This window comes from Ktedonobacter sp. SOSP1-85 (assembly GCF_016587415.1).
Classification (GTDB): Bacteria; Chloroflexota; Ktedonobacteria; order Ktedonobacterales; family Ktedonobacteraceae; genus Ktedonobacter.
The window spans coordinates 982433-997027 of sequence record NZ_BNJI01000003.1 but is presented as its reverse complement, the minus strand read 5'-3'; the positions used below and the strand labels follow the sequence as shown (position 1 = coordinate 997027).

Annotated in this window: 10 protein-coding genes and 1 other annotated feature (1 of these 11 running past the window's edge); of the genes, 4 read left to right on the top strand and 6 right to left on the bottom strand. The window is 55.8% G+C overall.

Annotated features, from left to right (window positions below; all coding sequences use genetic code 11):
* Positions 1-91: a binding site (T-box leader), on the top strand (it extends 176 nt beyond the left edge of the window).
* An 81-nt stretch (positions 92-172) separates the two neighbouring features.
* The 3 genes from leuS (at position 173) to KTE_RS42505 (ending at position 4904) form a co-directional block, all read left to right on the top strand.
* Complete coding sequence (gene leuS / locus KTE_RS42515) at positions 173-2674, top strand: leucine--tRNA ligase (RefSeq protein ID WP_201392879.1); 2502 nt, start codon at positions 173-175, stop codon at positions 2672-2674.
* Positions 2675-2823: 149 nt separating this feature from the next.
* On the top strand, positions 2824-3684 hold the full coding sequence (locus KTE_RS42510; RefSeq protein ID WP_201392869.1) for a phosphotransferase family protein: 861 nt from the start codon (positions 2824-2826) through the stop codon (positions 3682-3684).
* Between the two features lie 149 nt (positions 3685-3833).
* A complete protein-coding gene (locus KTE_RS42505; protein WP_201392867.1) occupies positions 3834-4904 on the top strand; it encodes a Vms1/Ankzf1 family peptidyl-tRNA hydrolase in 1071 nt (356 codons plus the stop codon).
* 155 nt (positions 4905-5059) lie between these two features.
* Here the strand turns inward: KTE_RS42505 and KTE_RS42500 are convergent, their stop codons facing one another.
* Positions 5060-5497 (bottom strand): hypothetical protein, encoded by a 438-nt coding sequence (locus KTE_RS42500; protein WP_201392865.1) that lies wholly within the window; start codon positions 5495-5497, stop codon positions 5060-5062.
* Here KTE_RS42500 and KTE_RS42495 point away from each other — a divergent pair.
* Positions 5496-5855, top strand: a complete 360-nt coding sequence (locus KTE_RS42495) for a PPOX class F420-dependent oxidoreductase (RefSeq protein ID WP_201392863.1) — start codon at positions 5496-5498, stop codon at positions 5853-5855. The genes KTE_RS42500 and KTE_RS42495 overlap by 2 nt on opposite strands.
* 77 nt (positions 5856-5932) lie before the next feature.
* Here the strand turns inward: KTE_RS42495 and KTE_RS42490 are convergent, their stop codons facing one another.
* The 5 genes from KTE_RS42490 to cydB all read right to left on the bottom strand — a co-directional run bounded on the left by KTE_RS42490 (position 5933) and on the right by cydB (position 14593).
* Positions 5933-7663 (bottom strand): ABC transporter substrate-binding protein, encoded by a 1731-nt coding sequence (locus KTE_RS42490; RefSeq protein ID WP_201392861.1) that lies wholly within the window; start codon positions 7661-7663, stop codon positions 5933-5935.
* 331 nt (positions 7664-7994) lie between these two features.
* Positions 7995-9563, bottom strand: a complete 1569-nt coding sequence (locus KTE_RS42485; RefSeq protein WP_201392858.1) for a CBM35 domain-containing protein — start codon at positions 9561-9563, stop codon at positions 7995-7997.
* 277 nt (positions 9564-9840) lie between these two features.
* Positions 9841-11610 carry a thiol reductant ABC exporter subunit CydC gene (gene cydC, locus KTE_RS42480; protein ID WP_201392856.1) on the bottom strand — a complete coding sequence of 590 codons (1770 nt, stop codon included), beginning with the start codon at positions 11608-11610 and terminating at the stop codon, positions 9841-9843.
* Positions 11607-13358 (bottom strand): thiol reductant ABC exporter subunit CydD, encoded by a 1752-nt coding sequence (gene cydD, locus KTE_RS42475; protein WP_201392854.1) that lies wholly within the window; start codon positions 13356-13358, stop codon positions 11607-11609. The genes cydC and cydD overlap by 4 nt, the downstream gene beginning before the upstream one ends.
* Positions 13359-13576: 218 nt before the next feature.
* Positions 13577-14593 (bottom strand): cytochrome d ubiquinol oxidase subunit II, encoded by a 1017-nt coding sequence (gene cydB / locus KTE_RS42470; RefSeq protein ID WP_201392852.1) that lies wholly within the window; start codon positions 14591-14593, stop codon positions 13577-13579.
* Positions 14594-14595 lie beyond the last annotated feature (2 nt).

Below are 14595 nucleotides of genomic sequence, written 5' to 3'. Positions count from 1 at the left end.
CATCTATACCCTTAAAGGCCGTCGTCGCGAGGCGACGGCGAAGCATGGTGGTACCGCGAAAGTGGCCCTGAGCGCACTTTTCGCCCTGCGTGGGCGGAGGGTGCTTTTTTCTTGCCCTCCGCGTCGAGTCTCGTTGTTTATTAGCTCTATGACCCGTCAGCAGGAGGAGTTTATGTCACAGACACATGTCCCGCAACCAGGTGCAGGTGAAGCGCTGCAACAGGTGCGGCCTCCCAGCTATGATTTCGCCAGCTTCGAGGCGAAGTGGCGTACGCGCTGGGAGGAGCAGAGGCTGTACCAGGTGGATTTACAGCGGGCCAAAAAACCATTTTACAATTTGATGATGTTCCCGTATCCGTCGGCCGAGGGCCTGCATGTGGGCAACATGTACTCCTATGTCGGGGCGGATATCCAGGGGCGCTACAAGGCTATGCAGGGCTATGATGTCTTTGAGCCTATTGGCTTTGACGCCTTTGGCATTCATAGCGAGAACTTCGCGATCAAGCAGGGCGTGCATCCGCGCATCCTGACAAGGCGCAATATTGAGCACTTTCGCGAGCGGCAATTAAAGCATATCGGCAATCGCTTTGATTGGTCACACGAGGTGGATACAACCTCGCCTGAGTATTATCGCTGGACGCAGTGGATCTTCCTGCAACTCTTCAAAGCTGGGCTGGCCGAGCGCAAGTCCGCCAGCGTCAACTGGTGCCCCAAAGATAAGACGGTCCTGGCGGATGAGCAGGTCATAAATGGGCGCTGCGAGCGTTGCGACTCCATCGTTGAGCGCCGCTGGCTGGAGCAGTGGTTCCTGAAGACAACGAAGTACGCGCAGAGACTGCTGGACGACCTGGAAGGTCTGGACTGGTCCGAGCGCGTCAAAAACCTGCAACGCAACTGGATTGGCCGCTCCGAAGGCCTGAAATTTGCGCTGCAAGTTGTTAGTGAGCCTGAGACATCAGGAGAGGCGCAACCCGGGCGGGATGTCGCTATCCAGGCTTATACGACGCGCCCTGACACCATCTTTGGTGTGACCTTCGTCGCGCTCTCCGCCCGCCATCCAGCAATCGAAGCGATCACAGCCCAGGAGAGGCGCGCGGAGGTGCAGGCCTTTCAAGAGCGTATGAGCAAGTTAGCGGTCGATGCTGAACGTGGCACGAGTGGCGTCTTTACTGGAGCCTACGCTCGGCATCCCTTGACTGGCGAGCGCCTGCCCATCTGGATCGCGGACTATGTCCTGGAGGGGCATGGCACGGGCGCGATTATGGGCGTGCCCGCACATGACCAGACAGACATGCTCTTCGCACGCTCAGTTGGCCTGCCTATACGCTTCGTCGTACGATCCGCTGATGGCGCTGCTGTCCAGGATGAGCAAGAGGCCAATGAAGAGGATGGTATCCTGTATGACTCGGGCGAGTTTACAGGCATGGCAAGCGCCGAGGCAAGAGAGGCCGTAATCGCCTGGTTTACAGAGCGCGGTCTGGGGGAGCGCAGCGTCTCCTATCGCCTGCGCGACTGGCTGATCAGTCGCCAGCGCTACTGGGGACCACCCATTCCTATCATTTACTGTCCCGAGCACGGAGCTGTCCCAGTGCCGGAGGATCAACTGCCCGTTGTGCTGCCAGATGTTGAGAACTGGCGTCCCACGGGGACTGGTGCCTCGCCGTTGGCTGCCATCGAGGAGTTTGTCAACACGACCTGTCCGATTTGTGGTCAGCCAGCGCGGCGCGAGACGGACGTCAATGATAACTTCCTGGACTCCTCCTGGTACTTTATGCACTACATCTCAAGCGACGATGCGACGCAGGCCTGGGACCCAGCCCTGGCGCGCAAGTGGCTGCCAGTGGATATGTACATTGGGGGCGCGGAGCATAGTGTGCTGCATCTGATGTATGCACGCTTCATTACCAAGGCCCTGCACGACCTGGGCCTGCTGGAGAACAATGAGCCGTTCAAGCGCTTCCGCGCCAATGGCATGATTACCAGGGATGGCGCGAAGATCTCCAAATCCAGGGGAAACATCATCAATCCCGACGATTATATCGAGCGCTTTGGTGCGGACGTTTTCCGTGTCTACTTACTGTTCATGGGACCCTATGAGGGTGGTGGCGACTTCAGTGACCGGGGGATCAGCGGCGTGGTGCGTTTCCTGGAGCGCGCCTGGCGCCTGGTCGAGCAATATTCCCAGCATGCACCACAAGCGCCTTCGTCGCCAGAGGCCTTACGTGCCATGCACATAACAATCAAGCGCGTCAGCGAGGACACGGCCAGCCTCAAGTATAACACCGCCATCGCGGCCATCATGGAGTACGTCAACGGTATTGTAGAGCGGCGTGCGGCCTCGCGGACGGAGCTGGAGACGCTGTTAGTGCTATTGGCTCCCTACGCGCCCTATATGACAGAAGAGCTGTGGGAGCGTTTGGGGAAAAGCGGTTCAGTTCACCGCGCCTCCTGGCCCGAGTACGATCCCGAGGCCATCCAGGCTCAGCGCGTGACCATCGCCGTACAGGTTAATGGCCGTTTGCGCGACACCATCGAGGTCCCCGCCAGCGCCAGCGCCGAGGAGGTCCAGCGCCAGGCCCAGGAAACGGAGCGCGCGCAGCACTTTATTGAAGGGCGAAGCGTCAAGCGCATAGTGTACGTGCCAGGCCGCCTGGTGAATATCGTGATTGGATAGATGAGTAGCCGCGTACGCCAGGAGCGGGCCCGCTCCTGGCGTACGCGGCTACTGGGCAACGCAGACATAAAGGGACTGGTATGCAATTTTCTGATAGCCAGGTTTACTCGTCCTTGCAAGATATCGTTCAGAAGACATGGAAGACAGATATGCGATCAATCACACCTCTCGGGGAGGGGGTCTATGGGAAGACATACGGTGTACGCTTTCAATGTTCCCCGTATCGTGCCGTGATTAAGTTGCAGAAATATCCGCGTATGGCGGAGCAGGAGTCTCGCCAATTGGCCCAATTGCGCGCCTATCTTCCAGTTTTAGTACCCCAGGTCTATGCGTGTTTGCCAGAAACGGAGCCATACTCGGCTCTTGCTATGGAGTGGCTTCCTGGACAAACTTGTCCACGGCCAGAGCAGCTTCCTCATGTACTGCGCCAATCCCTCCAGCGCCAGGCCGTGGATCTTCTGCTGGAGGTGCATGCCATTTCGCATTCGGAGGGCTATGGCTCGTTTGATGGCCCATTTTATCGCAGCTGGTGGGATTATTACAGTCAACGAATCCAGGATACGTACCAGACAATTACAAACTCTGATAAAGCTTGCTCCTATTTTGGTTCTCAAGTGCTTGCCCTTATGGATCGTACGATTGAGCATGGTGAACAAATTCTTGGCACCAGGCAGGGGCAGCCAGTTCTTCTACATGGCGATTTTTGTTTTGGCAATCTCTTGTTTGATCCCCACACCTGGAGTATTTCTGGCCTCATTGATCCGATGGATGCCGAATGGGGTGAGCGCGAGCTGGATCTTGTAAATCTCATCAATGGGCATGTACACCATTTCGAGCTAGTAAACCGGTATCGTGAAGCCATGGATCTGGGTCCCTGTTTTCCCCTCCGCTATTGGTTCTACCAGGTCTGGAAGTGGCTCTTTTATTATGTACGTGTACAGGTGGCATGCCGGGAATGGGTGCTTCGCTGCGGGCGCGAGCTGGAGAAAGCCATGGAGCGTTATCTTTAGAGGCCTCCGTCCGCTGCAACCTTGCAGAGTAAACAATTATCCCTTCAGAAGATGAAGCCTCGACAATGGCTGGTCTTGTGGCAGTGAATATCTTGAAAGGAGGAGATTTTCCACAACAGTTCATACCTTGTTTCTTTGAGGAGAAGGTTATGCAGACTACGCAAGAGTTGTTCGACAAGCTTGCTTCCTTTGAACCTGGTGACGCGTATGTGTTGAGCATCTACCTGGATATGAGCCCTCACATGTCTGGTAAGCGACCATGGACGCGTACATCTACTCCTGTACTAAGAAACCGTATACGTGAGATTGAGAAGACGTTATTGCCGCGTCATCCCATGCTAGATTCCTTTAACAAGGATGTGGAGAAGGTGCAGTCGTACATGGAGAACCATGTTGAGCCGTGGCAGCAGGGCGTTGCTATCTTCGCTTGTCATGAACGCGGCCTTTTTGAAACGCTGGAGGTCGGTACCGCATTTCAGAACCAGATTGCCTTTGAACCCTATCCCGATCTTTTTCAACTAGCGCACTTGCTAGATAAGCATGAGACGGTTATCACGGCCCTGGTTGATACCAATACAACCCGCCTCTTTGTTACACGTTGGGGCTTCCTTGAGGAGATCCCAGGACCTGAGGTCTTGCCTCGTGGGTATGGGAAGCGTAACGCAACCTGCTTAAATCAAGCGCGCTACCACCGGCGTGTAGAGAATAAGCGGAAGGCATTTGCGCGCGAGGCCGCCTCAGCTATCGAAGACCTTGTCAAGCAGGAGGATGCCCAGCGTGTGATTCTCGCGGGCGATGCGGTTGCCATTCCCTTGCTCCATGAAGAGCTTTCAAACACAGTGGAGCCGTTAGTCCATGAAGAGGTTCTGAGGCTTGATATTAACACACCTTTACGCGAGGTACACGACGAGATTAAGCCTGTTATCGAATACCTGGAGCGTGAGGCCTCGCATAGCCAGGTCGATAACCTTGTAGAAGGAATACGCGCGAATGGGTTGGTGGTCAGTGGCATGCAGGAGACCCTTGATGCGCTTGAGCATGGACAGGCAGACGTTCTGATTCTGGCAAACGATGTTCCGCTCGATGATCAGCAACGCAATACGCTTGTGCGCAAGGCGGCCAATTCAGGGGCCAGGGTTGAGGTAGTAGAGGGCAATCCTGTTCTTCAGGAATTGGGAGGGGTAGGCGCGCAACTGCGTTATCGCCCCCAATGGGTTTAACCTTCTCATCCATCTAGTCAAAGCACAGAGGCCGCATCTGCGGCCTCTGTGCTTTTGCAGAACCTCTTCTAAATGTTTAGGAAGTCCTTCGTGTCCAAAATAGGTTAGGCCAGGACGCAGTAGCCGTACCTCGCGAGGAGGGTGGTCTTAAGATATTAGCTGGCGAGTTGGGATTGGGGTAGTTGGGCCAACTGAGCCAGTTTTTGTGCGGTGTCCAGTTCTGGTAAGGGTGTGTAGACGACCATGCGCAGGTCTGGCGCATCGATGACCTGGAAGGAGGTCGATTGCAGGGCCAGGCGCCCGACCAGGGGGTGTTGTAGCTCTTTCTTTCCGGTATGAACTCCCTGGATGTCGTGGCGTGGCCACCACTGGCGAAACTCTGGGCTTGTTTGCTCAAGGTCTGCGACCAGGGCGGAGAACCATGGCTCTCCGACATAGCGTTCTGTGCTGGAGCGGAAGACAGCTAGCAGGCCCTGGGCCTCTTTCTCCCAATTGGCAAGCAGGGTGCGTTGCTGTGGATTGGTAAACATGTAGCGCAGAATGTTGCGGTCACGGTTGGACATGACGCTAAAGTCGCTATAGACGCGCATCATGGACTGGTTCCAGGCGATGATATCCCATCTAGCGACTCTTGGGGCCAAGGGCGAGCCACAGTCATCGCCCATGTGGTTTCTGTGGGATGGCGAGTATATTAAGTTTACGCATGCGACCGATCGCAAGAAATATCAGAACATTAAGCATGACCCACGCGTCTCTGTCTCCATCACAGATACAGAGAATCCCTATACGTATGCGGAATTTCGCGGCGTAGTTGAGCGGATCGAGGAAGATCCTGATGCGGCCTTTTTCAATGAAATCGCGGAACACTATGGCACGCCATTTCGTAATCCTGGTGACCCTCGCGTTATCTTGTATGTCAAAGTGCAACACGTTGTCGGTCAAAACTTGTAAGGAATAAAAAGAAGGGAGAGGCTGTTGCCAGCTTCTCCCTTCCGAGTGAGTAGTGAGCGAATAGTTTTTGTCTGCTTCTACACGTTGGTGCAGGGTTTGTCGTTGGAGATGTAGATGTTGCTCCAGCTATCGGGCGCGGGCATGAAGGGCGCGTTGATGTCATAGCCCTTGACGCAGGGTTTGAGCGCCTTGCCAGTCTCCATCTGGTAGAGAGGAATCCAGCCCGCGTCATTGACCACTTGCTGCTCAGCCTGATTGTAGAGCTTGAGGCGTGTCGTGATATCCATCTCACCATCCGCCTGGCGCATCAGGTCGAGAGCCTTCTTCTGATCGACTATATCTTTGGCGTGATTGTTGCCATAGTTATAGTTGTCGAAGGAGGATTCGGGCGCGAAGAGCGTGGTGAGCCAGTTCTGTGGATCTGGATAATCGGCCTTCCAGTAGGAACTCCACATCTGCAAGCCATTGGGATTATTGGTCGTCGAGTCAAGCTCTGAGAAGAGTTTGTTGACATCGACGGTATCAATCTTCACCTGAACGCCGAGCACTTCCTGCCACATCTGCTGGACAGCGACGGCCTGGTTGGTGTCGTCCTGTGAGGTTGCATAGATGCTCAGAGTGATGGGTGGCAGGCTGGAGAGCGTCAGGTTCTCTTCCTTGAGACCCTCAGCAAAGAGCTGTTTGGCTTTGGCCTGATCGCCCTTTGTGCTGGTGACGCCAGCCGGACCCGTCAGGTCTGGATTATGACCCGGCATACCAGGAGGAACGATGTTGTTCGTTGGGATGGCGCTGCCGCGCAGCACTTTGTTCGCGATCTGGTCTTTGTTGATGGCTAGATCGAAGGCCTGGCGAATCTTGATATTGTTAAAGGGCTTGGCTAAGTAGTTCATGGCGTAATACTGTACACCCAGGATCGGTACCAGGTGGAACTGGTTGTTCGGCAGGTTGCTCGCCGAGGCGAGCTTGGCGGTCGGGATCTTGGCGTAACTGACCTGGTTGGTCTCATAGACCTTGTAGATCGTCTCCGAGTCCTTATAGTAGGCCATGATGACCTTCTTCAACGCTGGCTTAGGGCCATAGTAGTAAGGGTTGGGCGTAAAGGTCATCTGGCGGCCCTGATCGTACTTGCTCATGATGAAGGGACCGGCTCCGGCGCCCTCACCCAGGTGATCGACGAAGTTCTTGCCGTACTTGTCGACGAGCTTCTTGTTCACAGGATATGAGGTGACATAGGTCATCGTCTGCAAGAAGTAGGCGGCCTTCTGCTTGGTGATGATCTTGACTGTATCTGGCGTGGGAGCCAGCAGGCTATCATCGACCAGGGTCTTGACCGCACCCGTCTGGAGCTTGTCGGCGTCCTTGATCAGGCCCAGATAGACCATGGCATAGGGCGACTTGAGCGCTGGCTCAAGCGCGCGATTGATGCTATACACGATATCCTGCGAGGTCAGGGGAGAGCCATCGCTGAACTTGAGATTGGGACGCAGCTTAAAGGTCCAGGTCAATCCATCAGCCGAAACACTGTGCGACTGAGCAAGCTGGTCAATGAGCTGCTGCTTTTCGTTTAACTGGACGAGACCGGTATATATCAGAGTAGGTCCAATAGGTCCACCGGCAAAGGCGGGGTCCATATCGCTAAGATCGGGCGTCCCAGCCACAGGATAGACAAATACCTGTTTATCGTCGGGGGCTTTCGACGAGCCTGTCGTCGAACCCGGATTGCTACCGCAGGCCGCGAGCAGGACCGCCAGGGTCGCCATCACGACGAGCATCACAGAAGTGGCAAATCGTTTGCCTTGCTTATACACGCTTTTCCTCCACAAATTAAGTTGCTTATCTTCTATAAGTGTTGACGCCTGTCTATTTATTCCCGAAACTGGCATCTCTTTTTAGAAAGTTGATAAATTAAGTCATCTATATCAATCTGGTGGCAGTATCTCATGAAGTGGAGAAGCTGTCAAGCGGAGATATAGGGAGCGATAGATTTTATATAGAATAGCACGATGCTGCTCAAGCATACGTCTATATATAATGATACGGGGGAAGGTTGCGCTGTTCAAGGATGCGTTTACATATCATGAGACGGGGAAGATCGTCCATGATATGTAAACGCATCCTTGAACAGCGTCGGTATTGTATCTAGATGGTAACTCGGTCGAAGTCGGGTGCCCAGGCGGAGGAGTTGGAGAACTTGATGGTGTTGTTGCCTGCATTCAGGTTGATGGTGACGGTATAGGTACCGACGTTCCCCCAATCGCCGGTGCCTGAGAAGTTCAGGGTGGTGCCTGAGCCGCCGTTGACGCTTATAGTAGCGCTACGCCCCGAATCGCCATCAGTGTAATAGATGGTCAGTTTGTAGCTGCCTGTGCTACCAACGTTGACGTTGTTGAATTGGAGAGTGCCGCTATTATTGCCAACATAGCCAACCTTCTGATCACCGGAGCAACTGCTGCAACTGGAGGCGGCAGCCTGCCCGGTGAGGCTGTTGGCCGAGGACTCGGCCTCATATGAGGTACTGCTGACGGGGCTTCCCACAATTTTGAGCATGATCACACCATGCGAGGGGACATTCGCGGTATAGCTGCCGCTGAATGAGCCTTTATCTGTGTGCGACCAGAGATCGCGCACCGTGGCGCTGGCGTTGGAGAGGCCGATATCGCTCCAGTTGACGGTAATGTTGGTGGCGGACCCGCTACGATTGAAGAGGGCCACGGCACGGGCACCGTTGGCCTGGAGAGTCTTCGACCAGACTTGCAGTCCCGAACCATTGTCGCTGACCTTGGTACCCTGGTTGCCAGCCGGGTCCTGGTCTACAGCAACCACTTCGCTGCTCGTCAGGATGTTTTTTGTACTCGTTGACATACTCGAAAGGTCGTTGCCAGCAATGAGGGGAGCGGCCTGGATGGCCCACATACTAAAGTGTGAGGTATCCTCGGTCGTTGTCATGCCTCCATTGCCAACTTGGAGCATGTCGGGGTCATTCCAGGCGCCAGGAGACGCCGAGGATGCATGTTGCGAAGAGGAGTCGAGGTTACTGAGCATGCTACTCCAACTGTCGCTGATGTCGCCCGTGGTACGCCAGAGATTACCAGTGGCTGGTCCCCAGCTCCAGGGTGAGTTGGTACCCCAGTCACAGATGCTGAAGACGATGGCACGGCCCGTGTTGGCGAGTGCGTCGCGCATCTTGACGTACTGGGTTTGTGGATCGAGACCCGAGGTATTGCACCAATCTTCTTTCACATAGTCAATGCCCCAGGAGGCATAAGTGTTAGCATCCTGTTGTTCATGGTTATAGCTTCCTGGCCTTCCCTGGCAGGTCGCGGTGCCAGCATCGGTGTAGATACCAAGCTTTAAACCATCGTTATGCACATAATCAGCCAGAGCCTTGATGCCGCTGGGAAATTTTGTGGCATCGGCAACAATGTTGCCATTGCTATCGCGGCTCGTCTGCCAGCAATCATCAATATTGATATACTGATAGCCCGCAGCCTTCAAGCCGCTGCTTACCATAGCATCGGCCTGTTGCTTGATCAGGGATTCGCTGATATTGCAACCAAACTTGTTCCAGCTATTCCAGCCCATAGGTGGGGTCAGAGCGACACCATTGTTAAGGGCATGAGCGGGATGAGAAAACATGGGGAGCAGTAAAAAGGTGGCTGAGAGAATGAGGGAGCAGGCCAGGCCTCTAAGCAGGCGTCTCTTGTGCATTACTACCTCCTTGTGTGCAGCACAGGCGATGAGACGACATTCATAGCAGTATGAGGGGCACATGGCTAGAGAGAAAGCACGGGGAATGGCTGGCTAGCGAAAAGTTGGCACCTCCTTTCCTGACATTGGCACATCTGTAGCAAAGGAGCAAGTATATCGAAGATTGTCAATGTATATCGTGTGTAGGGGCACCCTTCGTATCTGTTGCGCTCATAAAAAGGGAAAGCGACGCTATGCGCATACGCGTATGCGCATAGCGTCGCTTTCCCTTTTTATTTTATACAAGCACTTTGTGTTGCAGGTTCCACATTTGCCAGTAGAGGCCTTCGTTCTGCATGAGTTGGCGCTCGCTGCCGCGTTCGGCGATCTCGCCATCGCGCAGGACCAAGATCTCATTGGCCATGTCGAGGTCAACGAGGCGGTGGGTGATGAGAATGGTGGTGCGCCCCTGGATAAGGGTGCGCAGGGTGCGCAGGATCTCGCGCTCGGTCAGGCTGTCCAGGTTGGCGGTTGGCTCATCGAGAATGAGGATGGGCGCGTCCTTGAGCAGGGCGCGGGCGATAGCTATGCGCTGGCGCTCGCCTCCGCTCAGGAACAGGCCCTGTTCCCCGACCTGGGTATCGTAGCCCTGGGGTAGAGACTCGATAAAGTCGTGAATCTGGGCCTGTTTGGCCGCCGTGATGATGGTCTCGCGCTCGGCATCGTGATTGGCGATGCGCAGGTTCTCGTAGATGCTGGTATTGAAGAGGTGGGTATCCTGGGCCACGACACTCATCAGGCGATGGATATCCTCCTGGCGATACCCTTGGAGTTCTCGCCCGCCCAATAGAATCTGGCCCTGGCGATGCTCCCAGAAGCGCAGGAGCAGACGCGCGATGGTCGACTTGCCCGCGCCGCTGGCGCCCACGATAGCCACACAAGAGTTCTCGGGTACGTGGAAGCTGAGGTCGCGCAAGACGGGTGGCTGCTCAGGTGTATAGCGAAAAGTCAGATCGCGAAACTCGATGTCATAGCGCTGGGGCAGAGGCGTGGCCTCTTTGGGGTCCTCCACCTCGCTACGGGCATCGACGATCTCAAAGAGACGGCGCGCGGCCTGCGTGGTGCTGCCCAGTTGCTGGAAGGCGGCGGGAAGAGGCTGCGCGGCCTCAAAGCTGGAGAGGACCGTCAGGACTAGCATCGCGAGCAGGACGCCAGGGAGGCGACCAGAGGTCACCAGCGGAATCGCCAGGAGGAGCGTCAGCCAGGTCGCGAGATTGGTAAAAAGGTTAGTCAGGGCGCTCTGAATGCCAGTAATATTGGCCATCTGGCGTTGCAGGCCTTGCAGTGTCATGCTCAAAGCGCTCAGACGGTTGGCCTGGTGCTCCTCCTGACCAAAGGCGACGATATCGGGCATGCCCTGGATATTATTGACTACCTCGGTTTTGAGTTGGGCATTAAGGATGACCAGGCGCTCGCCAATTGTGCGGCTCAGGACGTGCGTGAGCAGAGGGACGCCGACCGTTGCTAGCAGGAAGGTGACGATAAAGACGAGTCCGATCAGGAGATCAAAGGCGCCCAGGAAGAGCCAGACACTTATAGCAACTACCAGGGCCACCATAGGAGGCGAGATCACGCGAATGTAGACATTCTGAAGGGCGTCTACATCGGAGATGATGCGACTCAGCAAGTCGCCGCTGCTCAAGCCCGTGCCATCTGCGCGTGCGAAGCTGAGCAGGCGTGCCGGTGCCAGGGGTTCGATGGCCTTATAGAGCCAGACGCGAATCCGCGAGAGCAGGCGGAAGACCACTTCGTGCGAGACCAGGCGATCGAGATAGCGGAATACGCCGCGCCCAATGCCAAAGGCGCGCACACCCACAATGGCGATACTTAGGGCTGAAACGGCGGGATGCAGTGCCGCTGCGGAGATTAGATAGGCCGAGGTCGCCAGTAATGCGACACCACAACCGATAGTCAGAAAACCTAGCAGGACCGCCAGGGCCATCAAGCCTCTGAGGGGTTTCGCCAGTTTGAGCAGGCGCAGGAAGGTTGTCGTCGTGCTCTCGTTCATGCCTTTACCTCCTTCTCATCGCGCCTGTAGGCGGCCAGTAACTCTCTGTAGAGGCCATTCTGCTCTACAAGCTCATGATGCGTGCCCTCTTCCACGAGGCGACCTTCATTCAGGACGAGAATGCGGTCTGCCTGGCGCACGGTATTCAGGCGGTGCGCGATGATAAAGAGGATGTGATCCTGAGTTAGTGTGCTTAGTTCATCGAGGATGCGCTCCTCATGCTGGCTATCCAGGTTGGCCGTGGCTTCATCGAGCAGCAGAATAGGTGCCTGCTTGAGGAAGGCGCGTGCCAGGCTCAGGCGCTGTATCTGCCCGCCGCTCAGGCGCGCGCCGCGCTCACCAATGGGCGTCTCATAGCCCTGGGGCAGTCCCTGAATAAAATCATGGATACCAGCCTGCTGAGCCGCCTGAATAACCTCTTCCATGCTGGCATCCTGGCGCCCAAAGCGGATATTCTCGGCGATGCTGGCATCAAAGAGGTAGGGGCGCTGGGGAATCCAGGCCACTTGCTGTCGCCATTGCTGAACTGAGAAGCGCTCCAGCGGCGTCTCGTTGACAAGAATCTGACCACTCTCTGGCTCCATAAAGCGCAAGAAGAGCGAGGCCAGCGTGCTCTTGCCAGCGCCGCTGGGTCCCACGATGGCGATCTTCTGGCCGCGCCTGGCTGTGAAGGAGACGTCAGCGAGCGCGCGCCGTGGCTCCTCGCCCTCCTGGCGATAGGAGAAGCTGACGCCCTCGAAGCGCAGGGTTTTGGGTGTGGGCAGTGGCTCTTTCGTAGCTGGCTTCTGCTCTGGCAGAGGAGTATCAAGGATATCGAAGATGCGCTCAGCCGCCGCCGTGCTATTCATGCTGGCGTGGAAGCGTGTGCCAATCGTGCGCAAGGGCTGGAAGTATTCGGGAGCCAGCAACAGGACCAGGAAGGCCTTATCAAAGGGCATCAGACCGTACAGGAGGCGCAGACCAATCTCGACCGCCACCAGGGCTACGCTAATCGTCGCGCCCAGTTCCATCACAAAGGCCGAGAGGAAGGCGATACGCAATACCTTCATTGTCATCACGCGGTAGCGCTCGCTGATACGCTCGACGATCTCGCTCTGGGCACGACTGCGATCAAAAAGTTTTAACGTAGTCAGGCCCTGCAAGACATCCAGGAAATGCGCGCTCATCTGGTTCATGAGGCGCCACTGCTTCTTCGTCATGGCGTCTGCGGCCTTGCCAATCAAAATCATAAAGATGGGCAGGACGGGGAGCGTGACCAGGAGAACAATGCCCGAAAGAAAGTCGCAGGCAAAGACCGTGATTAGAATGATGACTGGCACCAGCATGGTAATGATCATCTGGGGCAGTAGCTGGCTAAAGAAAGCGTCCAGGGCCTCGATGCCCTCAGTCAGCGTATTGGCCATCTCGCCGCTGCGCTCACCCGAGGTGTAGGCGGGCCCAAGCGCGAAGAGGCGCTTCATCACTCGCTCGCGGATAGAAGTCTTAGCCTTGCTGGCTGTATACCCTGCGATGAATTCGCCGAACCAGGGCAGAAGCGCGCGCCCAAGCATCACTGCGGCCAGGATGAGTAGGAGGCTAGTTACCTGCGCGAGGGTCTGCTTATCGAGAAAGATATGTTGAATGACCTGCGTAATGCCATAGGATTGCGCCACGATGAGCAGCCCGGTCAGGAGGGCGATACCAATCGTGCAGGCCAGGTAGAGCTGTACCTGCTGTGTATAGCGAAAGAGGCGTCTATATATTTTCATAATCCCTACCCCGGGTTTGTAGTATCAAATCTGAAAAAAGGCCTACTTATATTATGATATACAGCAAAGGGGCGAATGGGTTACAGCAACAGGGAAAAATAAGGGAAGGGACTCGCCGGTCCCTTCCCATGTCACAGCAGCGTGTAAGGAAGAAATGCGCTTCAGTGTGAGGCATGCGACATTGCATGCGATCCTTATAGATGCTCAAACGTGATTGATTAGTGATGGCTCAGAGTATGAACGCTGACGCGTTTGCGGAAGACCCAGTAGTTCCAGGCCTGGTAGGCCAGAACGAAAGGCACGCAGGTAAGCGCGATCCAGCTCATCACTGTGAGCGTATAGGGACTCGACGACGCATTGGTGATGGTCAGGTTCCAGGCCGGGTTCAGGCTGGAGATCAGTACATTTGGGAAGATGGCCATCGCGACTGTCAGCGTGGTCAGCAGGACTGTGACCGAGGTCAGAATAAAGGCCATTCCACTACGACGCAGCAGGACCATGACTGGGATCAGCAAGAGCGCCAGGGCACCTACGATAGGCGTGAGCACACGCAGATCGCTGCCGAAGCTATGAATCACAGGCGATGCCATGTACAGACCACCAATAAAGATCGCGGCCAGGATCACCGTGGGGAGCCAGAGTAGGAGAGCCGCCTTGAAGGAGCGCTCCATCAGCTTGTGCTCAGTCTTCAGGCTCAGGAAGACCGCTCCATGCAGGGCGAACATCAGCGTAAAGGCCAGGCCCGCGATGATGGCTTTGGGATTGAAGAGCTGCCATGGCGTACCCACATAGTGCATATGTGCGTCGATAGGCGCACCCAGCAGCATGTTGGCGACTATGATGCCCCACAGGAAGCCGGGAAGCGCGCTGCCCACGAAGGCTAGCCAGTCCCAGGTCCGCCGCCAGCGTGGCGAGTTGTGCTTGCCCCGGAATTCAAAGGCTGCGCCACGTACGATCAAGGACAGCAGCAGCAGGATAAAGACCAGGTAGAAGCCGCTGAAGAGCGTCGCGTACCAGTTGGGGAAGGCCGCCAGCATCGCGCCCCCCGCGGTAATCAGCCAGACCTCATTCGCGTCCCAGAAGGGGCCAACCGAACTAAGAATCGTGCTCCGCTCGACATTGTTCCTGCCCAGGAAGGGCAGGAGCATGCCGACACCGAAGTCAAAGCCCTCAAGCAGGAAGAATCCCGCGAAGAGCACCATAATCAGCACAAACCAGGTAATTTGTAAGCTCATAA